The organism is Thermoanaerobacter sp. CM-CNRG TB177, assembly GCF_018588165.1.
Lineage (GTDB): Bacteria > Bacillota > Thermoanaerobacteria > Thermoanaerobacterales > Thermoanaerobacteraceae > Thermoanaerobacter > Thermoanaerobacter thermocopriae.
Window position 1 is genome coordinate 1 of the sequence record NZ_JAFCAC010000016.1, and the last position, 24909, is coordinate 24909.

General features: G+C 34.6%; 29 protein-coding genes, 1 pseudogene and 1 riboswitch. Of the genes and pseudogenes, 3 read left to right on the forward strand and 27 right to left on the reverse strand.

Translation table 11 applies throughout. From position 1 onward, the window contains the following. The 3 genes and pseudogenes from I4N53_RS00865 to I4N53_RS00875 all read right to left on the reverse strand — a co-directional run. Window positions 1-460, reverse strand: a pseudogene (locus tag I4N53_RS00865) (LuxR family transcriptional regulator); the annotation flags it as partial. Window positions 461-814: 354 nt separating this feature from the next. Continuing rightward, window positions 815-1153, reverse strand: coding sequence for a DUF1648 domain-containing protein (locus I4N53_RS00870; RefSeq protein ID WP_012994517.1), 339 nt, complete (start codon window positions 1151-1153; stop codon window positions 815-817). A gap of 690 nt (window positions 1154-1843) precedes the next feature. Then, window positions 1844-2179, reverse strand: a complete 336-nt coding sequence (locus tag I4N53_RS00875; protein ID WP_156775632.1) for a hypothetical protein — start codon at window positions 2177-2179, stop codon at window positions 1844-1846. A 516-nt stretch (window positions 2180-2695) separates the two neighbouring features. On the opposite strand from I4N53_RS00875, the gene I4N53_RS00880 reads away from it, so the two are divergent. Further along, a complete protein-coding gene (locus I4N53_RS00880; protein WP_214495349.1) occupies window positions 2696-3907 on the forward strand; it encodes an NADP-dependent isocitrate dehydrogenase in 1212 nt (403 codons plus the stop codon). A gap of 222 nt (window positions 3908-4129) precedes the next feature. Here I4N53_RS00880 and I4N53_RS00885 read toward each other — a convergent pair whose 3' ends face one another. From I4N53_RS00885 to hemL, 5 genes are all read right to left on the reverse strand, one after another. Next, a complete protein-coding gene (locus I4N53_RS00885; RefSeq protein ID WP_214495350.1) occupies window positions 4130-4960 on the reverse strand; it encodes an energy-coupling factor ABC transporter ATP-binding protein in 831 nt (276 codons plus the stop codon). A gap of 3 nt (window positions 4961-4963) precedes the next feature. Continuing rightward, on the reverse strand, window positions 4964-5731 hold the full coding sequence (gene cbiQ / locus I4N53_RS00890; RefSeq protein WP_012994513.1) for a cobalt ECF transporter T component CbiQ: 768 nt from the start codon (window positions 5729-5731) through the stop codon (window positions 4964-4966). Next, window positions 5718-6011 (reverse strand): energy-coupling factor ABC transporter substrate-binding protein, encoded by a 294-nt coding sequence (locus I4N53_RS00895; RefSeq protein WP_013149820.1) that lies wholly within the window; start codon window positions 6009-6011, stop codon window positions 5718-5720. The genes cbiQ and I4N53_RS00895 overlap by 14 nt, the downstream gene beginning before the upstream one ends. Then, complete coding sequence (locus tag I4N53_RS00900; protein ID WP_013149819.1) at window positions 6008-6751, reverse strand: energy-coupling factor ABC transporter permease; 744 nt, start codon at window positions 6749-6751, stop codon at window positions 6008-6010. Before I4N53_RS00900 ends, I4N53_RS00895 begins: the two co-directional genes overlap by 4 nt. A gap of 122 nt (window positions 6752-6873) precedes the next feature. After that, window positions 6874-7125: riboswitch (cobalamin riboswitch) on the reverse strand. Between the two features lie 127 nt (window positions 7126-7252). After that, window positions 7253-8554 (reverse strand): glutamate-1-semialdehyde 2,1-aminomutase, encoded by a 1302-nt coding sequence (gene hemL / locus I4N53_RS00905; protein ID WP_013149818.1) that lies wholly within the window; start codon window positions 8552-8554, stop codon window positions 7253-7255. A 122-nt stretch (window positions 8555-8676) separates the two neighbouring features. Here hemL and I4N53_RS00910 point away from each other — a divergent pair, with 122 nt between their 5' ends. Both I4N53_RS00910 and I4N53_RS00915 read left to right on the forward strand, forming a co-directional pair. Beyond that, window positions 8677-8961 (forward strand): AbrB/MazE/SpoVT family DNA-binding domain-containing protein, encoded by a 285-nt coding sequence (locus tag I4N53_RS00910; RefSeq protein ID WP_012994509.1) that lies wholly within the window; start codon window positions 8677-8679, stop codon window positions 8959-8961. Next, complete coding sequence (locus I4N53_RS00915) at window positions 8942-9343, forward strand: PIN domain-containing protein (protein WP_013149817.1); 402 nt, start codon at window positions 8942-8944, stop codon at window positions 9341-9343. The genes I4N53_RS00910 and I4N53_RS00915 overlap by 20 nt, the downstream gene beginning before the upstream one ends. Here the strand turns inward: I4N53_RS00915 and I4N53_RS00920 are convergent. Genes I4N53_RS00920 through I4N53_RS01010 form a run of 19 tightly spaced genes read right to left on the reverse strand, consistent with a single transcriptional unit; the run spans window position 9335 to window position 24906 of the window. Next, window positions 9335-9907, reverse strand: coding sequence for a bifunctional precorrin-2 dehydrogenase/sirohydrochlorin ferrochelatase (locus tag I4N53_RS00920; RefSeq protein ID WP_214495351.1), 573 nt, complete (start codon window positions 9905-9907; stop codon window positions 9335-9337). The two genes, I4N53_RS00915 and I4N53_RS00920, sit on opposite strands and share 9 nt — an antisense overlap. After that, window positions 9889-10863: a porphobilinogen synthase gene (hemB, locus tag I4N53_RS00925; protein WP_214495352.1), complete on the reverse strand. Its 975-nt coding sequence runs from the start codon at window positions 10861-10863 to the stop codon at window positions 9889-9891. The genes I4N53_RS00920 and hemB overlap by 19 nt, the downstream gene beginning before the upstream one ends. 17 nt (window positions 10864-10880) lie before the next feature. Beyond that, window positions 10881-12374, reverse strand: a complete 1494-nt coding sequence (cobA, locus tag I4N53_RS00930; RefSeq protein ID WP_214495353.1) for a uroporphyrinogen-III C-methyltransferase — start codon at window positions 12372-12374, stop codon at window positions 10881-10883. Then, the gene (hemC, locus tag I4N53_RS00935) at window positions 12374-13273 is read right to left on the reverse strand and encodes a hydroxymethylbilane synthase (RefSeq protein WP_214495354.1); all 900 of its coding nucleotides are present in this window, start codon (window positions 13271-13273) and stop codon (window positions 12374-12376) included. Before hemC ends, cobA begins: the two co-directional genes overlap by 1 nt. 15 nt (window positions 13274-13288) lie before the next feature. Beyond that, complete coding sequence (gene hemA, locus I4N53_RS00940) at window positions 13289-14476, reverse strand: glutamyl-tRNA reductase (protein WP_214495355.1); 1188 nt, start codon at window positions 14474-14476, stop codon at window positions 13289-13291. Then, the gene (gene cobK, locus I4N53_RS00945) at window positions 14463-15212 is read right to left on the reverse strand and encodes a precorrin-6A reductase (RefSeq protein ID WP_214495356.1); all 750 of its coding nucleotides are present in this window, start codon (window positions 15210-15212) and stop codon (window positions 14463-14465) included. The genes hemA and cobK overlap by 14 nt, the downstream gene beginning before the upstream one ends. Beyond that, window positions 15209-15940, reverse strand: a complete 732-nt coding sequence (gene cobJ / locus I4N53_RS00950) for a precorrin-3B C(17)-methyltransferase (protein WP_214495357.1) — start codon at window positions 15938-15940, stop codon at window positions 15209-15211. Before cobJ ends, cobK begins: the two co-directional genes overlap by 4 nt. Next, window positions 15913-16962, reverse strand: coding sequence for a cobalt-precorrin 5A hydrolase (gene cbiG / locus I4N53_RS00955; protein WP_214495358.1), 1050 nt, complete (start codon window positions 16960-16962; stop codon window positions 15913-15915). The genes cobJ and cbiG overlap by 28 nt, the downstream gene beginning before the upstream one ends. Further along, on the reverse strand, window positions 16959-17714 hold the full coding sequence (gene cobM / locus I4N53_RS00960) for a precorrin-4 C(11)-methyltransferase (protein ID WP_214495359.1): 756 nt from the start codon (window positions 17712-17714) through the stop codon (window positions 16959-16961). Before cobM ends, cbiG begins: the two co-directional genes overlap by 4 nt. Before the next feature lie 2 nt (window positions 17715-17716). Then, window positions 17717-18391 carry a precorrin-2 C(20)-methyltransferase gene (gene cobI, locus I4N53_RS00965; protein ID WP_214495360.1) on the reverse strand — a complete coding sequence of 225 codons (675 nt, stop codon included), beginning with the start codon at window positions 18389-18391 and terminating at the stop codon, window positions 17717-17719. 1 nt (window position 18392) lies between these two features. Further along, complete coding sequence (gene cbiT / locus I4N53_RS00970; RefSeq protein WP_214495373.1) at window positions 18393-18965, reverse strand: precorrin-6Y C5,15-methyltransferase (decarboxylating) subunit CbiT; 573 nt, start codon at window positions 18963-18965, stop codon at window positions 18393-18395. Beyond that, on the reverse strand, window positions 18962-19573 hold the full coding sequence (gene cbiE / locus I4N53_RS00975; protein WP_214495361.1) for a precorrin-6y C5,15-methyltransferase (decarboxylating) subunit CbiE: 612 nt from the start codon (window positions 19571-19573) through the stop codon (window positions 18962-18964). The genes cbiT and cbiE overlap by 4 nt, the downstream gene beginning before the upstream one ends. Further along, complete coding sequence (gene cbiD, locus I4N53_RS00980) at window positions 19567-20667, reverse strand: cobalt-precorrin-5B (C(1))-methyltransferase CbiD (protein WP_214495362.1); 1101 nt, start codon at window positions 20665-20667, stop codon at window positions 19567-19569. The genes cbiE and cbiD overlap by 7 nt, the downstream gene beginning before the upstream one ends. A gap of 32 nt (window positions 20668-20699) precedes the next feature. After that, a complete protein-coding gene (locus I4N53_RS00985) occupies window positions 20700-21323 on the reverse strand; it encodes a precorrin-8X methylmutase (RefSeq protein ID WP_214495363.1) in 624 nt (207 codons plus the stop codon). Window positions 21324-21354: 31 nt separating this feature from the next. Next, the gene (locus I4N53_RS00990) at window positions 21355-21720 is read right to left on the reverse strand and encodes a sirohydrochlorin chelatase (RefSeq protein WP_214495364.1); all 366 of its coding nucleotides are present in this window, start codon (window positions 21718-21720) and stop codon (window positions 21355-21357) included. Between the two features lie 15 nt (window positions 21721-21735). Further along, complete coding sequence (gene cobS / locus I4N53_RS00995) at window positions 21736-22488, reverse strand: adenosylcobinamide-GDP ribazoletransferase (RefSeq protein ID WP_013149801.1); 753 nt, start codon at window positions 22486-22488, stop codon at window positions 21736-21738. Window positions 22489-22510: 22 nt separating this feature from the next. Beyond that, entirely contained in the window at window positions 22511-23065 is a 555-nt protein-coding gene (gene cobU / locus I4N53_RS01000; RefSeq protein ID WP_214495365.1) for a bifunctional adenosylcobinamide kinase/adenosylcobinamide-phosphate guanylyltransferase, read from the reverse strand. Then, window positions 23066-24151, reverse strand: coding sequence for a threonine-phosphate decarboxylase CobD (gene cobD, locus I4N53_RS01005; protein WP_214495366.1), 1086 nt, complete (start codon window positions 24149-24151; stop codon window positions 23066-23068). It lies immediately after the preceding gene. Between the two features lie 23 nt (window positions 24152-24174). After that, window positions 24175-24906, reverse strand: coding sequence for an AIR synthase related protein (locus tag I4N53_RS01010; RefSeq protein WP_214495367.1), 732 nt, complete (start codon window positions 24904-24906; stop codon window positions 24175-24177). Window positions 24907-24909: the final 3 nt, after the last annotated feature.

Consider the following 24909-nt stretch of genomic DNA (forward strand, 5'->3'; position numbering starts at 1 on the left):
TGTCATTTAATTTTATCTTTATCTCATTTAGCTCTTTTTCTTTCAATGTCTTTTCATATTCAATTGCTATTTTCTCAACTAGCAGTTTTATTACCATTGATATTTCATCTGCAATTTTTTTATCAATAGTTGATATATCCACATAGCCTACTATTTCCCCATTTTCTACTATTATAGGTGAAGCAATGCAATGCCATTTTTTGAATATGTCACAGTAGTGCTCCTGAGGTCTTACATACACTATCCTCTTTAATCGCATTGCCATTGAAATTGCATTTGTCCCACAACTTTCTTCTCTAAAGGATACCCCCGGTTCAAAGCCGGAATCTTTTATACACTTTTTCTCTTTTGTATTGCATTTTACATCCAACAAATATCCTTCAATGTCAGTAAGCAAAAATAGATACTCACCTTTTACCCAATCCTCTTCTACACTCATATGAAAAGCTCTTATGAGTTTACAATATTTAGAGCAAAATTTGTGAAATTTGGAACGATAGTGTCATTTTGGAGAACGAAAATGCATTTTTTGCCTAATATCTTACAATTGGTAATTGTAAAAATTGCCTATTTTTATTATTTAATTTTATTCAATAGATTGCCAAAAAGATTGCAAATAATCTTCTTTAATCGGCTCCATTCTAAATAAAAGAGGGCTTTCCCACAAAACACAGATTGCCATTTATTATTTAAAAAGCTAGAAAGAATAAAAAATAAAAAAAATTCACCCTTGCAAAAAGGGTGTTAGTTTTTATCTTGAATGTTAATATCCTTTGAAATCTTAAAAAGAATCTTGAGAGTTGGCTGAAAATTTTCAAACACTACTTTGTTTTATAAAAAGGTAAATTAAAAAAATATCAAGAAATAGTAGAATAATGCCTCCTCCAATATCAAAAACGCCATGAAAAATTTGTTTTTTCCTTTTTGCTTGAGGATATTTAACCGCAATATAAGCAAAAAGCTGTAATACAGGGATAAAAAATATAAATTCTAATTTATTTATCCAATAGTTTATATTGCCAAATGCATCTTTTTGTAATGCTATATTATCAGGTAAATATTTATATACAGAAATATTGATAGCCAGTGTTAAAATTGGCAAGAGCCAACCAAATTTAAATAGATAATTATAAAATATCTTTTTTAGATGCATAAACTCACATCTTTTAAAATGCTTTTCAGCCTACTATAAAATAAACAAAATATTTATTTTAGAATCACCATAGGCATTACAGTTATAGCAACTACAGACATACAGACATAGGGACAGTGACCTGTCCGGAACTTCATTTTTTTCGCTTCATTTTTAAATCGTCCCTGGAATAGAAAGCTAAAATGAACATATTTACAATTGTACCATCATATGTAACTTAAAATATCATTTATATTGTTCCTTTGCTATACTTAGCATTTCATACCTTTTCTCAAAAATTGCATACTTTATTGTATTATATCATACTATTAAACAACTTACTGTTAAATGTTTGTTCATTTTCCAACTTTATTATTTTTCGGACAAGTTCCTGTCCCCTTGTCTTTGTCTAATTTTTTTCACTTACCATTTTTATACCTTTTCCAATTTATAAAAGTATTAATACATAAAACTATAAAAAGTAGGAACAAAAGCCAATTTGTCATTGTAAGAATCTCACCAATTCGAGTAATATGTGAGCTTAAATAATCTAACTTTCGAGAAAGATGACTATCTAAAAATTGAATTGCACTTCCAATAATATTAAAATAGTATCCTTGAGACATAATTATTATCACCTTTCATTTTTTATTTATAAAAATAATACCTAGGAAGGTTCAAGTAGAACCTTCCTCTTTAATTATTCTACTATTAATATAGGCTGTAACGATATCCCAGCGATATACTTTTTCCTAAATAAAATGTACTGCCCTGTGTAGATGAAATACTAAATCCAGCGCCCTTTAAAAAATCAATTGAAAAGCTTCCTGTTGTAGATTCAGTTGTTGTTACCTTAATTGTGGCAGTCCCACTTGTTTCTATTTCTGTTGTGGGAAAACTGCCAGAAGTAGAAATTGTTACAGCATGAGTATTATCTAATTCCCAAGTTCCACTACTTTCCTCAGTCCAATAAGTTTCTAAAACACTATTTATTTGCCTAAAAGATCCAGTAGTATATACGCTTAAAACTGTGTATAGTCTTGACACTGCAGGTCCATCAGTGCGTTCTTTGTAAATTGTATGTATTGTAGTTGTATAAGGTGTAATAGATTGAATTGAAATTTCGTTTTTTGATTTAGCTGTATCAACTGATTCAACTTTTTCTCCATATGCCTCTAAAAGCTCGCCTGTACTTTTATCCCTGATTTCGACTCTTACAGAATTACCTTTTTCTATCCTTATATATACAATCTTTTATGTTATTTGCACCCAATACACTGAAAATTTTTTTCTTGCAATATTTTACATTGCTTATTGAGGTATTCACTATTCTTGCAATTTCATCGTCTACAAATATAAAGCCATAACCATTTAGCAAATTGGACTTAAATTTCTACTTGGCGTTTTATAATAAATAACTACTGTATTTAGGCCAAGTTGTGAAAGCTCAATTAATAGATATTGCAAAAAAGCCTCATATTCTATATAATAAAATCAAGTTATGATAAAAATTCGCAACAGTAAATTTTAAAAAATTTATTGTTATACAAAGGAGAGAAAAAAATGATAGGAAAAATTCAAATGAAAGTGCCCCTTGTTGAGATGGACGGGGATGAAATGACAAGAATCATATGGAAATTGATAAAAGAAATCCTGCTTGAGCCTTATATAGACCTTAAAACAGAATATTATGACCTTGGAATTAAAAACAGAGATGAAACAGAGGACCAAGTTACAATTGATGCAGCATATGCTATCAAAAAATACGGTGTGGGAGTAAAATGTGCAACAATCACCCCAAACGCCCAGAGAGTTGAAGAATACCATCTTAAAAAAATGTGGAAAAGTCCCAATGGTACAATCAGAGCAATACTTGACGGCACAGTTTTTCGTGCACCTATTATTGTAAGCAGCATTAAACCGCTTGTAAAAACATGGAAAAAACCCATTACAATTGCAAGGCATGCATATGGAGATATCTATAAAGATGTAGAATATCGGATTGAAAATAGAGGGAAAGCAGAACTTGTTTTTACCTCTGAAACAGGTGAAGTATCAAGGCAGACAATACATGAATTTGAAGGTCCTGGCGTCATTCTTGGTATGCACAACACTGATGAATCGATAAAGAGTTTTGCAAAAGCATGTTTTAATTACGCCCTTGATACAAAGCAGGACTTGTGGTTCGCAACCAAAGATACCATATCAAAAACTTATGACCACAGATTTAAAGACATATTCCAGGAAATATATGAAAATGAATATAAAGAAAAGTTCGAAGAAGCAGGGATTGAATATTTTTACACCCTCATTGACGATGCAGTAGCTCGCATTATACGCTCTGAAGGCGGAATGATTTGGGCATGCAAAAATTATGACGGCGATGTGATGTCAGATATGGTAGCAACAGCATTTGGAAGCCTCGCCATGATGACTTCTGTACTGGTATCTCCTGATGGTAAATACGAATTTGAAGCAGCTCATGGAACAGTGACAAGGCATTATTATAAATACCTTAAAGGAGAAGAAACTTCTACAAATTCTATTGCTACAATTTTCGCATGGACAGGTGCTTTGAAAAAGAGAGGAGAACTTGACGGAATAGATTCCCTTGTAGATTTTGCAGATAAACTTGAAAAAGCATCTCTTCAAACAATTGAAAAAGGTATAATGACAAAAGATTTAGCAGCTCTCTCTGATTTGCCAAATAAAATTGTTGTAAATACAGAAAGTTTCCTCCTTGAAATTAAAAAGAATTTGGAGGAAATAATATAAAAGTAGTATGAGTCTTCCCAGATAGGAGCGTGAGGGAGCTCTGTCGGCACTTTTATAACACTTTCACCAAATGTTGCTGTAATGCCCCTAGTAGTAGAGAATAGGCGCTACCCATCCCGTGTCAATGGAAGATGGCAGTGCTCTCGTTGGATATTTTACAGCTCTTCAGGACAAAAAGAAAATAAAATAGAAAAAAGCTGCTGAGTTTTCAGCAGCTTTTTTCTATTTTATATACTTCTTTAATTCCTCTATATTTTTTGGTATATTGCTTCCACTTATAATTCCTTTTTCTTTTAAAATTTCATATATCTCTAAAAGCATAGGTTTTTTCAAATCACTTCGATCAAGTTCTTTTGCATTAGCAAAAACAACTGTGGGTTCGCCTTTTGCAACAACTTTTCCCTTCCTCATGACATATATATAGTCAGCCCATGAATAAGCAAAGTCCACATCATGAGTTGATAAAATAATTGTCTTTCCCTCTTCAACCAATTTGTCAAATAAACCCATAACCTCTTGAACATGCTTAGGATCTAAATAAACTGTTGGCTCATCCAATATAATAACTTCAGGCTCCATAACTATAATATCAGCTATTGAGACGCTTTTTTTCTGTCCATAGCTTAAAAAATGAGTGGGCTTGTCTTTTAAACCAATAATTCTCGTTTCTTTCATGGCGTTTTCAACTTTCTCTTTTACTATATTTTCTGGATAACCTAAGTTCATAGGGCCAAAAGAAATTTCTTGGTATACACTGGCAGAGAAAAGCTGTATGTCAGGATTTTGAAAAACAATACCAACGTTCTTTCTAAGTTTTACAAGTTCGCTATGCCTGTAATTTATCTCTTCACCTTTGTATAATATTTTCCCTGATTTGGGTTTCAAAATCCCATTAAAGTGCAAAAACAGTGTTGTCTTGCCTGCACCGTTTGGACCTAAAACTGCAATCTTTTTACCTTCCTCTATCGACATATTTACTTCGTTCAAAGCTTTTGTGCCGTCACTGTACTCAAAAGTAATATCTATCGCTTCTAATATAAATTGCTCTTTCATAGTTCACCTTCTTAAAAGCATTGATGCACTTATTAAAATTAGTTCTATCAAAACAATAAATATTATATTTTTATAACAAAATTTGTAATCTTTGCTGAGGACTTTTATCTCTCCATTATAGCCTCTTGCCTCTAAAGCTACATATAAATCCTCTGAATTTTTGTAGGACTTAATAAAAAGAGAAGATATCAAAAGTCCTAAAGACCTATAGCCATTTTTTAATGTGGCATATCCCAACCTTGAATCCTGAGATATATAGATCTCATCAGCAGCTTGCATTAAAACAAATATAAACCTATAAATTAATTGAAGTAACTCTAAAAACAGTGATGGAATTTTCAATTTCTTTAAGATATTTATAATATCAACTACAGGAGTAGTAAGTACGAGAAAATACAAGCAAGACACTATTGCTAAAGCTCTAAAGAATAAAATAACAGCAGTATTAATGCCTTGTGCAGTAATTCCTAAAGTTACCCCAAAAATATTAAAGCTTATTAATGCAGCACTTTTATTTCCTATCACATTTATGATAAGTGTTATTATGCTTATTATCAAAAAAGAAAAGGGAATTAACATAAGCTTAATGTACACTTTTGCTGGAATTTTCGCTTTAAATACAGTTATCACAAATATCAAAATAATTACTGCAATATTTGTATAGGCATCAAATTCAAAGCATAAAATCATAGTCAAAAAAGCAAATAAAAGTTTTTCAACAGGATGTACATTGTACATCCTGTTGGTATAAGCATAACTATCTATTAGCATTTTTTCTCCCCTTCGCAACACCTATATAATATCCCAAAAAGCCTGCACCAGTCGCAGCCTGTAAGGCAAACAAAAGGCTTTCAATTTCTCCACTTGGTGGTTCCCAAATTGGTTTAAACCATGGCTTGTAATTTTTGTCTACCTGAGCAATAGCTTCTGTCGCCCTGTCATCCGCACCAGCAAATTCAGCATTTTTAATAGAAACAAGTGGAAACACCACCAGTAAAATAACCAACAATCCTAATATCAAATTCTTCATTAAAAACTTTTTATCTTTCATATTGCCTTACCTTCTTTCTCTAAAACCTTAAGTTCAATGAGTTCTTCTTTACTGTAAGCAGTTAGCATATTGATTACAAGCACAGTTAAAAGCCCCTCACTTATCGCCAAAGGTACCTGTGTCACTGCAAATATTCCCATGAATTTTAAAAATGAGGCTGTAAAGCCGCCTACTTCAGCAGGAAAAGCAATAGCAAGTTGGAAAGAGGTAGTCACATATGTAAGCAAATCCCCAATTGAAGCAGCTAAAAATACTGCAAGCCAATTTGGACTACCTGCTTTTTTTACCCCTTTAAATATATAATAGGAAGCAATTGGCCCCACTATGGCCATGGAAAATGTATTAGCGCCCAAAGTAGTTATGCCGCCATGAGCCAAAAGTAATGCCTGAAACAAAAGGACTATAAGGCCTAAAACGCTCATAGCAAAAGGTCCAAAGAGTATAGCTCCAAGTCCTACACCGGTTGGATGCGAACAACTTCCTGTAACTGAAGGGATTTTAAGTGCTGAAAGAACAAATGCAAAAGCACCTGCAAAACCTAAAAGCATCTTAAGTTTTGGATTCTCCTTTACTTTTTTGTTTATCGCTATAAGTCCTATAACCACAAAAGGTAAAGAAACTATATTCCATATTATACACCATTTAAGAGGAAGGAAACCTTCCATTATATGCATTGAATATGCAATTTGTGGAGCTATCAAAAATAATGCAAATGCTACAAGCAACATACACCTTTTCATCACACACACCTCTTTTTGTAAAATTTAAGTAAAAATAAAACCTCTTAACTTACCAACGGCGTTAAGAGGTAAAAAAACACATACTTATCCCTTTATAACACCCCCTCTATCGACCGTAGAGTAAGTGTGTCACAAATACAGGCAGGTCTCCTGACTTAGGTTCATCGCTCTTTACGCCTTCCCATCCGTCACTCAGCGGAGCATGTTTTTATACGAAATATAATTTGTTAAATTCGTGCTCCGCTGAGTGACAGACAGTGGCATAATGTAAAGAGCTCACCATCACAGTGGCGGGACCGTGCAGGATTTTCACCTGCTTCCCTTTTAACCCAATTTTGATTCCAAAATTGGGCACCTGTATTTGCATGTTATTCAATTCTTCCTTTAAATAAAGGATATCATTTTATAAATAGGTCGTCAATAAAAGGCAAGAATTCTATCTGTGCTAAGATTTTGTAGATAACTCATTCAGTTTGACATTTTGCACAAACCGAAATGCCTTTATTCTAATTGCTGACTTATAATTTTCGCCACTTCAAAACTTGTTTCAATCGTTTTTTCAATGTCATCATCTGTGTGAGCAGTTGACAAAAAGAAGGTTTCAAATTGTGAAGGCGGCATGTATATTCCTCTTTTAAGCATCTCTCTAAAATATTTAGCGTATAAAGTAGTATTCGATTTTAGTGCAGAATCATAGTCATGCACACTCTCTTTATTAAAAAACATACACATCATGCTGCCTATTCTATTTATTGTAACATCAATTCCATTTTGAACCATGCTCTCTTTTAACCCATTACATAGTTTTTCTGCTTTTTTATCTAATTCTTCATAAAGGGTCGGATCCTCAGATAAAATTTTTAAAGTCTCAAATCCTGCTGCCATTGCAAGAGGGTTACCAGACAAAGTCCCTGCTTGATACACCGGTCCATCAGGAGAAACCATTCTCATAATCTCTTCTCTTCCTCCATAGGCACCAACAGGAAGACCTCCACCAATAATTTTACCAAGTGTGGTAATGTCAGGCATAACATTGTAAAATCCTTGTGCCCCCGAATAAGACACTCTAAAGCCTGTCATCACTTCATCAAAAATTAAAAGTGCACCATACTTTGTAGTAATCTCTCTTAATCCTTTTAAAAAATTTTCCTCAGGTAAAACAGTACCCATATTCCCAGCAACAGGCTCTACAATGACAGCAGCAATATTTTCCCCATAAGCTTTAAAAATATTTTCTACCATATTGATGTCATTGTATCTCGCTATAATCGTATCTTTCGCTACCTCCTTTGTCACACCTTTCGAATCAGGTGCCCCAAAAGTAAGTGCACCTGACCCTGCTTTTATAAGCAGGCTGTCAGAATGCCCGTGATAACATCCTTCAAATTTTACAATGATGTCTCTGCCCGTATACCCCCTTGCAAGCCTTATAGCACTCATAGTGGCTTCTGTTCCTGAATTTACCATTCTAACAACTTCTACAGAGGGAACAGCTTCAACTACTTTTTCCGCCATCTTAACTTCTAACTCTGTGCAGGCTCCAAAACTGGTACCCAGTTGCGCCTGCTTTTTAATAGCTTCTACCACCCGTGGATGTGAATGCCCAAGTATTAGCGGTCCCCATGAAAGAACATAGTCTATGTATTCATTGCCATCTTCATCCCAAATATGACTTCCCTCTCCCTTTTTTATAAAAACAGGAGTAGCTCCTACTGATTTAAAAGCTCTTACAGGGCTATTAACACCACCTGGCATAAGTTTTTTAGCTTTTTCAAAAAGCTTTTGCGATTTATCAGTTTTCACAGAATCACCTCTTCCTAAATTTTTATCATTCTCTGTTTAAATTTCATGAATAAATCATAAGTAATTGAAAAATAATAAATCATGTATTATAATCTAAGTAAAAGATGTGTGGAGGTGAAAAAATGATACATGCTACGTCTACAATTACAGGCAAAGGGCAAATTCAATTGCCTGCAGAAATCAGAAAAGCTATTGGTGCTGATATAGGAGATAACGTCATCTTTATAGTACAAGACAACAAAGAAGTAGTGTTGAAATTAATAAAAAAGAAAAAGCTTTCTCAATTAGGTGGAACGTTAAAATCTCAAGTAAAATTCAAAAGCATTGATGAAGAAACAGAAAATACAAAAGAAATTTGGGTAAATAAAAGAGTAAGGAGAAATAACAATGGAGAAAATATGGATTGATGCCAATGTCATTTTGAGATACCTTTTAAAGGACAATGAAGAATTTTATGCAAAAGCGTATGAAATTATGAAAAAAGCGGACAGCGGAGAATTAAAACTTCTCGTATCTCCTCTCACTATTGCAGAAGTAGTATGGACACTTGAGTCTTTCTACAAGATATCAAAGGATCAAATATCTGATACGCTTATTGCCTTTATATGTTCTGAAGCTGTGGAAGCAGAAGAGCGGGACACATTAATTCTATCTCTAAACAGCTATAGAGAAAATAATGTTGATTTTATTGATGCATATATAGCTGCCCATGCAATAAATTCAGGAAACAAAAAAGTATTTACTTTTGATAAAAAACATTTCTCAAGGCTTAACGTAGAATTATTTTAACAGCCCGCTTTTCTCAATAATTTTTCTGTAAATAGCCATTTTCTCTTCTTCAGCAAAATCTTTTTCCTTTAATTCCATCCTCTTCTGATATAGTTTTTGTAATAGTTTTTCATAGTCATCATTGAAAATTGACTCCAATTTTTCTTTTATCATTCTCGAAAGAAGTGGACTTTTGCCACTTGTAGATATAGAAATAATTAAGTCTCCCCTTTTTACAATGGCAGGTACAATAAAAGAAGAAAGGTCTTTATCATCAACCACATTTACAAGCACATTGTATTTTTCTCCATCTGACGCCACAAGTTTATTTACCTTCTCATCATCTGTAGCAGCAATCGCAACACAAAATCCCCTTACATCCCCTTGTTGATACTCACGCCTTATAAGTTCCACTTTTCCTTTTGCTGCAAGCTCAATTATTCCTTCATCAAAAGAAGGAGAAATGGCAGTAACTAAAGCTTCTCCTTCAACAAGAGATAAAATTTTTCTAAGAGCAACTTTTCCACCACCTACAACAAGGCATTTTTTGTTTTTTATATTAAGCATTATAGGGTAATAAGCCATTTTGCAACATCCTTTGCAAAGTAGGTTATAACTATGTCTGCCCCTGCCCTTTTAATTGAAGTGAGTATTTCTAAGACTACCGATTTTTCATCAATCCAACCCATCTTAGCTGCCGCCTTTACCATTGAATATTCTCCACTTACATTATAAGCAGCAATAGGAATGTTGAAATTATCCTTTACCCGCCTTATAATATCAAGATAAGAAAGTGCAGGTTTTACCATGACAATATCTGCTCCTTCTTCAATGTCAAGAGCTATTTCTCTTAAAGCTTCATTGGAATTTCCATAGTCCATTTGATAAGACTTTCTGTCGCCAAATTGTGGGAAAGAATTTGCTGCTTCTCTAAAAGGTCCATAAAAAGAGGAAGCGTATTTAGCACTGTAAGCCATAATAGGTGTATTTACAAATCCTTTACTATCTAAAAGCTTTCTTATGGCAGCTACTCTTCCATCCATCATGTCAGAAGGCGCTACAATATCTGCCCCTGCCTCAACATGGGACAATGCTATTTTAGCAATGTAGTCTACTGTTTTGTCATTTAGAACTTGGCCATTTTCAACAATGCCACAGTGTCCATGAATTGTATACCCACACATACACACATCTGTTATTACCACAATTTCTGGCACTTTTTCTTTTATTTCTCTTACGGCTTTTTGAACAATACCTTCCTCGCTGTAAGCCTCTGACCCCAATTCATCTTTATATGAAGGCACACCAAAAAGTAAAATAGCAGGAATTCCAAGGTCACGCACTTCTTTAACTTCTTCTACAAGCAAATTTATAGAAAAATGATAAACACCTGGCATTGAATCTATCTCTTCTTTTATATTATCTCCTGGCACAACAAAAAGAGGATATATAAGGTCACCTACATCTAAAGAAGTTTCTCGTATCATCTCCCTTAAAATGCTGTTCATCCTAAGCCTTCTTGGCCTTTTTACCAAATCCATTTGATCTCATCTCCCGTTTATAGATTCTGATGGTTTTTTAATATTTCTTCAATAAGTTTTTCCGTTGTGTATTCACTTGGCATTATGTCTACATTAAATCCTTTATCCTCTATAGCTTTCTTTGTTACAGGTCCTATTGCAGCTATTTTAGAGTTTTTTAGATGATTTATTTCCTCTCCTATTAATTGATGCATATAATTAAAAGTCGAGGAGCTTGTAAATACAGCAATATCTACTCCTTTGCGGAGTTCACTTATGAGATTTCCCTTTATTTCATAATTTGGTTCATTTTTATATGCAACAATTTTTTGTACGTTAGCACAATTTCCTAGACTTTCCAGCAATATATCCCCACCTATCTGAGAAGTCAAAAGCGCTATGTTTTTTCCTTCAACATGTTTTTTAAGTGCATTTGCCAAAGAGTATGAAGTGTATTCCTCAGGAATTATATCTGGATATATAAAAATATTTTCTAAAGCTTCCGCAGTCTTACTCCCTATCGCTACTACTTTAATACTTAAATTTCTTAAATCAAACCTTTTTTCTCGGGAAGCTTCAATAAAACTCCAAACGCCATTTACACTTGTAAATACAGCATAATCGAATTTATGTATTTCTTCCAAAAACTTTACTATATTATCTAAAAACGGCGTGATTTTAATAGTAGGACAAACAACAACATCTGCTCCCTCTTCGCTCAAAATTTTTTTCATCTGCTGTGACTGTTCATAGGTCCTTGTAAGCAAAATCCTTTTTCCAAAAAGCTTTTTGTTTTCGTACCATTTTAATCTATTCCTTAATGTTACAACATCTCCTACAGCAAAAACTCCCGGACTTTTTATTCCTTCTTTTTGTACAAGTCTTGGAATGTCGATTAGTTTCCCAGTTACAACTTTTTGCTTTGGAGTAGTACCTTCCATTACTACTGTTGCTGGTGTATTAGGGTTTTTGCCGTAATTGAGAAGTTTTTGCACAATTTTTTCTATATTTTTTATCCCCATGAGAAATACAAGTGTCCCCTCGAGTTTTGATATGACCTCCCAATCGAGGTTTTTATCTTTTCCTTCCCGTTCATGACCCGTTATTACATGAAATGAAGAGCTTAAATCTCTATGAGTTACAGGAATTCCTGCATAGGATAGGACAGCCACTGCAGATGTTATGCCTGGCACTACCTCATAAGGTATTCTTTTTTGTGAAAGGTATTCAGCCTCTTCGCCACCTCTTCCGAATACAAATGGGTCTCCTCCTTTAATTCTGGCTACTTTCTTGCCAGAAAGGGCCTTTTTCGCAATTATTTCGTTTATTTTACTTTGAGGTACTTTGTGATTATCCGGAAACTTTCCAACATCAATAAGCTCTGCATCCTTTTTTGCCATTTTTAAAATATCTTCATTAATGAGCCTATCATACACCAACACATCTGCATTTTTTATTAGTTCAACTGCTCTCAATGTTAAAAGCCCAATATCTCCAGGTCCTGCTCCGATCAAATATACAATCCCTGACATCATATACCTCCAAATTCTTCAATAAGCTTTTCTATCATTTTATCGGTTTCTTCAATTAAGCCAGTCACTTCACTTTTTAAAAGTTTATCCTCTTTTTGATAAACAACTTTTATGTTTATTTTCTCTTCGTCTTTCTCTTTTCTGTATTGGGCATAGGCACCAAAAGGCTGTCTACAATTAACTCCAAAGGCTTTTAGAAGTTCCCTTTCAACAGAAGCCTCAAAAAATGTTCTTCTATCAACAATGTAGGAATAAAACTCTTGAAATATATTATCAAAACTTTCTGCAATTTCTACTGCAAGAATTCCCTGACAAGGTGCTGGTACAACTACATCAGGTGGAAAATACTCAGTAATAACATTCTCAAATCCTAACCTGTGCAAACCCGCCGCTGACAAAACAATGCCGTCAAGGTTTAGTTCTTCCATTTTTTTGAGCCTCGTCCTCACATTACCTCTTATTGGAACAATCTGTATGTCTGGCTTTAAAGCTTTAAGCTGCACTTGCCTTCTTAAACTGCTGGTCCCAATTTTAGCCCCTTCTTTTAAATCCATAAATTGCGTACCATCTCTTGAAACAAACACATCCTTTGGGTCTTCTCTTTTTAAAACTGCCATGAGTTTAAGCCCTTTAGGTATTTCATAAGGCATGTCCTTCATGCTGTGGACTGCCATGTCAATTTCGCCTTTGAGCAATGCACTTTCTATTTCTTTTACAAAAACCCCTTTTCCCCCTATTTCACTAACAGGTTTGTCAATTAATGCATCCCCCTGTGTGGTTATCTTTACTATTTCAAATTCAAAATCCTGCCTAAACTTTTTTATTTCATTTATAACCATTTGAGTTTGCACTAAAGCCAATTCACTTGACCTTGTGCCGACTTTTATAACTTTTTTCATCTTTCCCTCCAGATTCTAATATGCATTTTCTTTAAGGTATGTTATCATTTTATTAGCCATTTTATTTGCAACTCTTTTTAAAGCGATTTTTATATTTTCCTTGTCTTTTTCAGATACGTCAGTCAATTTATTTACAATTCTTTGAAATTCTGTGTTATAAACTTCATTGGCATATCTACTTACTTCTTTTATATAAGGCTCTATTTCAAGTGTTTTGTACCATTTTTCAAATTTATCCACTTCCTCTTTCACCATTTTTTCAATAACGGGAATGAGTAAAAGCCTCTCTTTTTTGTTTTCCTCCGCTGTCTTTTTTAGATCGTCAATAGTATAAAGACTTATCCCTTCTATTTGTCCAATTCTTGGGTCTATATCCCTAGGAAGAGCTATATCTACCATACAAATTTTTCTTCCATTGTAAACTTCTTTAAACTTTTCATAACTTATCGTATAATGAGGAGCATTTGTGGCACTTATCACAATATCACTACTGGCAATGTGCAGGTACTTCTCTTCATAAGGTACAATATTTATCTGTGGAATTTGCTCCTTTAATTCAATAGCTTTTGAAAAAGTCCTGTTTGTAACAAATACATCAGCACCTTTATCTAAAAGATTTTTCATAGCATTTTGCCCCATCTCGCCAAGACCTATCACAAAAGCCTTTTTGCCTTTTATATCCTCAAATACTTCTTGAACAAATTTAACTGCAATATAGCTTATAGACAAAGCCAGATCTTTTATACCCGTATCTGTACGAGCTTTTTTCCCAAGAGTTACTGCATCCCTAAAGAGTTTAAAAAGTATCTTTCCGGAAGAGTTGAAAGTCTGTGCGGTATCTATAGCCTCCTTCACCTGTGACAATATTTGGTCTTCACCTACTACCATAGATTCAAGTCCACAGGCAACTCTAAAAATGTGTTCCACTGCATCAAGTCCATAAATTTGCCTTAAATATTTTATGAAATCTTCTTTTAAGCCAAAGTAATTTATGAAAAAATCTTTTACTTCATCCGTGGATATTTTTTGTGAATAGAAGTAAATTTCACTTCTGTGACAGGTGGAAAGTATTACAACCTCCTCCAGTCCCAACTCTTTTAATTTTATTAATGCCTCTCCAATATCTTTAAAAGAAACTTTTTCTCTCAATTCTAAAGGAGTATCCTTATCTACTCCCACCATCTTAATATTATTTATGTCCACTTTTTGTCACCTCATTTATGAGACTATCAACGTCTGTTACTACAATAGGATAATTTATATCAGGTCTTTTTATTAAAATTACAGGAATACCTAGCATTTTAGCAGCTTCAAATTTTTCTAATACTCCTCCCACAATACCACTATCTTTTGTCACAACCACTTCCGCATTTCTTTCTTTAAACATTTGATAATTAAGATCTTTGGTAAAAGGGCCCTCCATCGCTATTATATCTTTGGGTTTTAATCCTAAATCTTCACACTTTTTTATGACGTTACTTAAAGGAAGCACTCTTGCCGTCACCTTTTTTCCTATTTCCCAGAGAACCCTAAATTTTTCGAGGTTTTTACTACCTACAGTCAAAAAAATGCTGTCGTATTTTTTACATTCTTCTGCTGCCTCTTCAAAACTTTTAACTACAATGGCATTGTAGTAATATAGACTTTCTCTTTCATACCTTATATACTTGATACCAGTTTTGTTACAGGCATTTATAGCATTTATGCTTACATCTTTTGCAAAAGGATGAGTTGCGTCAACTACAATGTCTATATTGTTTTTATAAATAAAATTAACGAGGCTTAGTTCATCCATTGCCTCTTTGTGAACTTTAATTCCCTCACTAAAAAGACTTGCACCATAATCTGTCACTGTACTTGCTATAACCTCAAAACCTTTAAACTTTAATCTTTCTGCAATCTCCCTTCCGTCTTTTGTACCTGCCAAAACCAGTATCACAGTACATATCCCCTCGGCGTTACCATTTTGCCATTTTCTACATAAGTACTTTCATTCCCTATTATTACAATCGTCCTCATGTCAATTTCATAATTTGCCATTTCTTTTAAAGTGGTGATTATCACTTGTTGTCCCTCTCTTGAAGCATTTTTTACTATTCCTACAGGGATATCCTCTTTTTTGTATTTCATAATAATTTTCTGGGCTTTCATAAGATTTTCCGGCCTTTCTTTGCTCTTAGGGTTGTAAAGGACAATTACAAAATCAGCTTGTGCTGAAAGAGCCAATCTTTTTTCTATCACCTGCCAAGATACCAAGTGGTCTGAAAGACTTATAGCTGCAAAATCCTGCATTACAGGTGCTCCCAGTATAGCTGCCGCAGCATTTAGAGCAGTTACTCCTGGTATTACTTCTATTTTTAAATCTATGTTTTCTTTATGGACAACCTCATACATAAGCCCTGCCATGCCATATATGCCTGCATCACCACTTGACACAATGCACACATTTTTACTTTGTAAAGCTAACTCCACAGCTTTTTTAGCCCTGTCAATTTCTTTTCTCATCCCTAACGAAATTACCTCTTTGTCCTTAATTAAAGGTTTAATAAGGTTTATATAAGTAGTATATCCTACGACTACATCACATTCTTTTAAGACATTGTAGGCTTTAAGAGTCATGTCATTTATATCACCGGGACCTATCCCCACGACTTTAATCCATCCCATGTCAATCCTTCTTTCTTATATATGGCAAGTATCATCCCATTTTTCTTAAGATATGCTATCTCTTTGCCACCACTACTAGCTAAATAAGCAGAAGGCCTTGCAACACTTCCAACTCCCACGGTATGAAAAACAAAATCCGAGATAGGGAATTTGTCTTCTACTTTTTTTAAATCTTCTTTTGTGTAAAACACAAGAGGAACTTTCAAAAATTTTGCCAACTGCTGTATCCCTTTTTCTTCTTTTTTTATATTTATAGTAGCAATTGACTTGATGCTTTTTAAGCTTAAATTTAACTTCTTAAAGGTTTCACTGACAAAGAGAAACAAATCCTCAAAAGCTATTCCTTTTTTGCATCCTAAGCCAATAACTATATTTTTAGGCCTTAATATGACATAAGGTTTTTCTAACGGTTTTTTTATTTCTTTGTCAGTTATGTAAACAAAAGCGTCAACTTGACGGTCATCTCTGTTTTTTACATAATCTTTTAGCAAAGGTATTTTCTCTGCATCTTCATCAAGAATAAAACGTACATTTTCTCCATTTACAAAGGCAGCGCTAACCTTTTTTAAATCTTCTTTATTTTCAATTTGGTACCCGTAGTCCTTAGCAATAACGTCAAGGGATATGACTCCCTCTACATCTGTTGCAGTTGTTATGACAGGCTGCGCTCCAATTATAGAAGCCACTTTGAGCGCAAGTCTGTTTGCACCTCCCACATGTCCGGACAAAAGGCTTATGGCAAACTTCCCTTTTTCGTCTACTACCACAACAGCAGGGTCAGTAAATTTATCCTTCACAACCCCTGCAATTGCCCTTACCACAATCCCTGTAGCCATTACAAAGACCAACCCTTGATATTCTCTGAATATTTTATGGACAAATTCTATAAAATCTCCTTCTATTGCATAGCCTTCAGGGGTTGTGTATTTTTCTTTTACATACACATCCCCTTTTAATTTTGTGCCAATCTCATTCGCCAACTTTGATGCGTTTTTTGTAAGAGCGATTATCGCTATTCTCATAAATCTTCCTTCTTCCTGAAGCTATGAGAAAATTCCCTATCATAAAGCTTTGAATAAGACTTTACATCTTTTAAAAAATCTCCTACAAGTATCATAGCTGTTTTATTTATTCCCTTTGATTTGACCTTTTGTGAAATGTCATTGAGAGTACCTGTAACAATCACTTGGTCTCCCCAAGTAGCTTTGTACACAACTGCTACAGGTGTAGTCTCTTCATAACCCTCTTTCAACTCTAAAACAACTTTGTCAATGTCCTGCACGCTTAAAAATATCGCCATTGTAGCTTTGTGGCGGGATAAATCTTTTAAGTCTTCTTTTGGAGGCACTTTTGTCCTTCCGCCTATTCGTGTTATAATAACCGTCTGGGTTATTTCAGGAATCGTCAGCTCTTTTTTCAAAACTGCCGCTGCTGCCAAAAAAGAACTAACACCGGGAATTACTTCATAATCTATATTTTCTTCTTCCAGCCTCACAATCTGTTCATGTATGGCACCGTAAATAGCAGGATCTCCTGTGTGTATTCTCGCTACATCTTTCCCCTCATTATAAAATTTTACCATAAGCTCAATTATTTCATCAAGATTCATTAAAGCGCTATCGTAAATTTCAGCCTCTGGTTTTGCGTATTTCAATATCTCTTTATTGACAAGTGACCCTGCGTATATGATGACATCACAAGCCTGTATTATTTTCATCCCCTTTAATGTTATAAGTTCAGGGTCTCCTGGTCCTGCACCAATAAAATAAACCACAGCTACTTCACCTTCTTTGCAATAATGAGTGACAAATAATCTATCTTTTTCCCTATATATCTATCAAGGTCGTAGGATATTTTTTCCTCTTTATGGCCGCACTTTATCACAAGGTATCCTTTGAAGCTTTTTTCTTTTAGAAGATTTACTATTTCCTCGTATCTTCTCGAAATTTTCATTAATACCACGTTATCAAACATATCAAGAGCTTTTGAAATTTCCGTCACATCTCCTGATGAAATCACTGCAAAAGTCTCGTTTCCCTCCGCAATTGGGATATTTAACCTTGAGGCGGCTGCACTATAGGAGGTAATTCCAGGAATCGTCTCTACTTCGTAATCCTCAATTCCTTTTAAAATGTATATGTAGGTACTGTAAATCATGGGGTCTCCTATTGTTATAAAAGCTACGTCTTTCCCCTCATCAAGCAACTCTTTGATTTTTTTAACATTTTCTTCCCACTTTGTTTTGAGGTCTTCTTTTGAGTAGGTCATGGGAAATTCCATAAATACTACATCGCCTTTTATATAAGGCTTTGCAATCTCATAAGCAATACTTCCTTCTCCTTTGCTTGTGGGCGCTATCACCACATCTACCTTTTGAAGTATTTTTACAGCTTTTAAAGTAATAAGGCTTTCCTCCCCCGGTCCTACTCCTATGCCGTATAATTTTGCCATTCTATCCCTCTCTTTTCGCCGTTATTATGTAAACAGGATTTCTAGCTTTCATCATCGTTTTATTTCCTGCTTCTTTTGAAACTGAAATATTTACACATATCGTTTCAACCCTATATCCTTTTTGTTTAAAATAATGATTAGCTGAATATGCTGTATCAAGTGTAATCCCGTTTACTACAACTACCCCTTCCTCCTTTAATTTAGTTGTAGCAATGTCAAATATTTGATACATTTTATCCCCTGTACCTCCAATAAATATCCTGTCAGGAGATGGCAAATCTAAAAGGGCATCAGGCGCTTCACCAGCCACCACAACAATATTTTCTACATTAAATCTTTTGATATTTTCATTTATAAGTTTTATTCCTTCTTCTTCTTTTTCTATAGAATAAACAACACCTTTTTTTGATATTAAAGCAGCCTCAATAGAAATAGAACCTGTACCTGCGCCAATGTCCCATATTACACTATCTTCTTTAAGCCTCAACTTAGATATTGACAAAGTCCGTACCTCTTCTTTTGTCATAGGTACACTGCCTCTTATAAAATATTCATCAGGAATTCCCGGTGTCATGTATTGCCACATGTTATCACCACTACATTTAAATCAAATTTTTTATTACAGTTTAAAAGTTCCTCTACTGTAAAAGAGTAAATCCTCTCGATGTCATAAGACAGATTTTCACCAACGTGTATTTTTCTGTCATGCAAATTTCCCTCTTTCAATAAGGCTGCAATAAATTGTGGTGTATGTGTGTTATCAGTAAAAACAGCGACTTTTTTGTTTTCTTTTACTTTTTTTACCAAATCCTCACTGCGTCCGTGCAAGCTTACCACTGTCAAATCATTCATTGTTATTTTAAGTTTTGCACACATGTATTGTATTGAGCTTATGCCTGGAATTATTTCTAATTGGCTTTTGTCCACATATTTTAAAATTACTTCGGTTATGCCATACAAAGAAGGTTCTCCCGATGCTAAAATGACAATATTGCCTTCTCTGCTTAGTATACTTTGGTAATCTGTTGAAGCATTTATCACAATCTTTTCGCAATCAATATCTTCAAATTCCTTGAGATGGCGCCTGCCTCCCACTAGCACATCCGCTTTTTTTATTTTTTCAAGTGCATAGGGGGTAATGAATTTCTTGTTTCCCGGCCCTATTCCCACAATCGTCACCATTCTACTTTCTCTCCTGCTTTTGCAATAATGCCTCTTTTCAATGAAATGAGGTGAACTTCGATATTTAATTTATCATAAACATACTGCTTACATTTCATGTAGACCCTGTCAGCGATAAACTGACTAAAGTCTTTTATATTGACTCCCGCCTTTTCTATTATATCAAGGGCTTCTTCAGTTGTATTTGAATCCAGAACTTTGTCAACAGTCTTTTTATCTGCACCAAAATGGGCCGCATAAGCCGCCATTATTTCTGCTCTTGCATCTGCAACATGGCTGTGGGTATTAAATATCCCTGCTGCTACTTTTACGAGTTTACCTATATGCCCTGCCAACACCACATGTGCAAAGCCGTACTCTACTGCTTTTTCCAGCATAAATCCTAAGAAATTCCAATAAGATATGATAAGCCTTTCTTCAAGGCCTTCTTTCATAGCATAATCTTTGCCGTAATTTCCTGGAGCAAAAACTACCTTTTTATGTCCCTCCGCAGAAAGAATAGAAAGTTCTAACTCAAGAGAAGCTTTTAAAGCTTCCTCCGACATAGGCTCTACAATTCCTGAGGTACCAAGTATTGATATTCCTCCAACTATTCCAAGCCGCGGATTAAAAGTTTTTAAAGCCACCTTTTCACCACCTGGCACGCTTATGGTAATTTTTACACCTTTCCCTTCCGGCAGTACTTTTTTGACTTCATTTAAAATCATGGACATTGGAACAGGATTAATAGCAGGCTTTCCAGGGTTTACGGATAGCCCCGGTTTTGTGACAACTCCTACTCCTTCTCCTCCGTAAACGTCAATTCCTTCTCCCTCTTTTAATTCCACTTTTGAATATATTATAAGCCCGTGAGTTGCATCAGGGTCATCACCGCCGTCTTTTCTTATGCCACATTTTACCCACCCTTCTCCTGACGTCACATCTAAAACATCAAGTATAAGGTGCCACCCCTTTGGTGTATCTATCTCTACTGTGTCTATTTTCTCCCCTGTAAAAAGCATGTAGGTAGCCGCTTTTGAGGCAGCAGCCGCACAGGAGCCAGTAGTATACCCGTATCTCAGCTTTTTACCTTCTTTAATTGTATACACTTCCATAATTCCCCCCACTTTTGCGCCTGTCTTTTGTATTAATCACCCATCATGTACAAAAGAGCATTGACTATAGCTGCCGCTATTGTACTTCCACCTTTTCTTCCTTCCGTTATTATGTAGGGCACTCCAAGTTTTTTCACTTCTTCTTTTGCTTCTTCTGCTCCAACAAAACCGACAGGAACGCCAATTATCAAATAAGGCATTACTTCACGGGAATTTACGAGTTCACAAAGCTTAAAAAGGGCTGTTGGAGCATTGCCAATGGCAAATATCTTGTTTCTTCCATCTTTTGAGGCTATAACCATTGATGCCATTGACCTTGTAATGGCGTACGTTTTTGAAAGCTCCTCTACTTGTGGCATGTCAATGTAACATTTGACACTTGCTCCTATAGATTTTAAAGCCTTTTTGTTTATTCCCGCTTCAGCCATTTTTGTATCTGTAACAATTGTACATCCCTCTTTTAAGGCTTTTAAACCTGCATCTATTGCTCCATCAGAGATTTTTATTATGTGAGCAAAATCAAAGTCTGCCGTCGCATGAATTACCCTTTTTACAATCATAAGTTCTCTTTTTTCAAACTTCATCTCGTCAATATTTTTACTTATTATTTCAAAACTTCTCTTCTCAATCTCTTTAGGGTCAGTTATATAATTCATATAAAACAACCCTTCCCCATAAGGCAAACTTTTATTCTACCTCTTTTGCTCTTTCAAGTATTATGTCTACGATCCTGTCATCATACCCTATAGACTTTGCAAACTTAATCTTTAAACCCGGATATTTTTCTTTTTCTTTTCCAAAAACCTCAGGTATATCATGTAACACATGGTTTCCTTCAAATAAAAACATAGGAACTGCTATGATATCGTAAATTCCTTCTTCGACAAATTCTCTTATGGAAGTAGATATATCAGGCTCATTAAATTCCATAAAACCTGCTTTTACATTTTTAGTATTTTTTAAGTTCTTTATTTTTTCTACGACCTTAGTAACTACATCTTTAGTCTCTTCAACACGACTTCCATGTGCTATTATTAATAATCCCTTTCCCATAAAAATCTCTCCTTTTTATAATGACACACTTACAAAGCAAATGAGTGCAGTAAGCTCTGCCAATTCATTTACTGCACCGAGAGTATCCCCAGTCATACCACCTATTCTCAGCGAAATATACTTTGATACAATATAAGTAACAAAAAGCGATATAGTAAGAATTTTTACAAAAACCGCTAAAGGCAGTATAAAATAGCTTGTAGCAATTGAAATAACAAAAGCAATGACAAATTCCCTTATCCCTACTTTGCCCAGCATGAGTCCTCCAAGCCCTTTTCCACCTCTTGCAGATTTAGTTATCATCATAGAAAACACAATGGACAATCTCCCAATAATTGGGGTAATTAAAAGTGCTGTTAAAGTAATATTTTCGTGTATATTGGTGAGAAATAATATCTTTAAAACAACCATAAAAACTAAAGCTAAGACTCCATTTGTGCCAAGCCTTGAGTCTCTCATTATCTCAAGTATTCTCTCTTTATCCTTATTGCTAAAAAGGCCATCAAAAGTATCCGCAAGCCCGTCAATATGCATTGCTCCTGTTAAAACATAAGAAAAAGCTACAATAAAAGTCATTACAATTTCCCGGGAAAAGAAATTCTTTAAAGCAATATAAAGAAGTGAGAGGATACCTCCTATAACAATTCCGACTATTGGAAAATAAGATGCTATTTTATAAAACTCACTTTTTTCAGCATCAATTTCTATTGGTATAGGAAGGCGCGTCATAAATTGCATCGCAAGTACCAATCTTTTAATTTCTTCCATAAGGATATTGCATCCCTTTCAATCATCCCTTTATTTTAAGAGGTATTCCTGAAACCATTAAATAAACTTCATCTGCAGCATCTGCCACTTTTTTATTCATCCTGCCTGCTATATCTCTAAATATCCTGCCCAGTTTGTACTCGGGCACTAATCCCATTCCCACTTCATTTGTCACGAGAATTATATCTCCTTTAAACTCCTTCTTAGCGGTCAATATTTCACCCACTTCATCGGCAATCTGATTTTCTATATTATCAATCTCATCCATTCCTGCATTCTCCCATGTTAAGTCAACTTCCATTAATAGGTTTGTAATCATAACTGTAAGGCAGTCAATCAATGCGACTTTGGCATTGCTTTTTGATATTACGTCATATAAATTTTTGTAGACTTCTTTTGTCTGCCAAAAAGGTGGCCTTCTCTCTTTATGCCTTTTGACCCTTTCCTTCATTTCTTCGTCAAAAGGAATAGAAGTAGCTATATAAAGGACACTGTTTCCTCCTTTTTCTAAAGCCAATTTTTCAGCAAATTCACTTTTGCCAGACCGTACACCACCTGTGATCATAACAAGGCTCATTTATATTACAACCCTTTCTTTATCTTCTACCAAGTCTTTTATATCTATTTCTTTCAAAGCCTGTATCAATTTTTCATTGTCTTCATGTCTTTTTATAGCAACTCTAAAAAAGCTTTTGTCCAGATATCTAAAATTAGAAGCATCTCTTATGAGAATTCCTTTTTTTAGAAGTATTTGTTTAAGGTCATTTACCCTTCCTGTTCTTAACTTTAACAATATAAAATTTACTTTTGTATCAAAAGCAACTAAATAATCAATTTCTCTTAAAGTATAAAGCATATACTCTATTTCTTTATTTACATATTCCCTTGTTTTTTCTATATAAGCTTCATCTTTAAATATTTCTCTCCCCACAGCATCTGCAAAAGCATTTACTGTCCAAGGTTCTTTGTACTCTTCTAGTTTTTGTATTAAAGAAGAATTTGCAATTCCATATCCTAACCTTATTCCCGGCATGCCAAAAAATTTTGTGACAGCTCTTACAACAAACAATTTATCATGCTTTTTTACAAGAGGTAAAGCTTCATAATTTTTATAGTCTTTCATAAATTCAATAAAAGCTTCATCTATCATGACAGGTATATTCAAAATCTCCGCTTTTTTTAATAAAATTCCTATTTCCTCTCTAATTATGGCTTGTCCTGTAGGATTGTTAGGATTCCCAATGATTAAAGAATCAGCCTCTTCCATTTGTGAAAGAAGCTTTGCGAGATTCATTTTAAATCCATAGTCTTCTTCCAGCCTGAAATATATCGGTTCACCACCGTTTATGTGGACTGCCCTTTCATATTCCAAAAAAGCAGGAGACGGAATGAGGGGTCTTTTCACCTTAAATGCTCTTACAAAAAGATGTATGAGCTCTGTCGCCCCATTCCCAACAATTATATTTTCTTGCGAATACCCCACATACTGTGAAACAGCCTCTTTAAGTTTTCGATATTTTATATCCGGATATTTCGTTAAATCAACTTTTTTGATAATATCAAAAATCCATTCCGGAACCCCAAGAGGATTTATATTTGAACTAAAATCAATTATTTCTCCTTCATAATCATAAACATTTCCACCATGCTCATAAGGCTTCATTTAAACACCTTCTTTCGTTTGCGCTAAATCAGCACACCGATATATGTTAATGGTTTATCTGTCAGTCCTTTAATAGATACTGTATCTTCCTCACTGTGCACTACAAGGCAGCAGGTGGATGGCCCTCCTGATTTTAATACATCAAGATATTGTGGAAAATTTGCCTCCACCTTTAATCCTGATATCTTCTCTAATATGCCAATTTCATATTTTATTCCTTTTGAACCCACAGGTATTGCTTCTATTATTTCTTTAGAGTTGGAAATTTTTATATAGTCTTTCAATGTAAGCACATCCTTTGAGCTTAAGACCTCACTTCCCACGCGGGGATATCCTAAAAGAGAAACATGCATACCTGCTTTAACTTTTTTTATCTTTAAATCGCAAACATTTGCTTTTGCTATTACAGTGATTCCTATACCTGTCATAGATGTGGGAAAATTTTCTTCAGTACTTCCTGTAAAAACTACGTCTGAAAGTCCGTTCTCTTCAAGCTCACATTTTATGCCTCTTAAAATTTTTTGCCCTGTTGGATCCATTTCAACGGATAAAGTATCTGATATGACTAAGGGTTTTGCTCCTACACATAGTACTTCCGAAAGAGCCACTTTTACAGTAGTTTTCCCTACAATCTCTTCATCAACTTTTAACACATCATTCTCTTTATTCCCTATTGCTCCGAGGCTGTCACAAGATATCACATATGCTACATCATTTTCATAAATTACAACTAAATCTCTGTATCTCTCAATCACTTT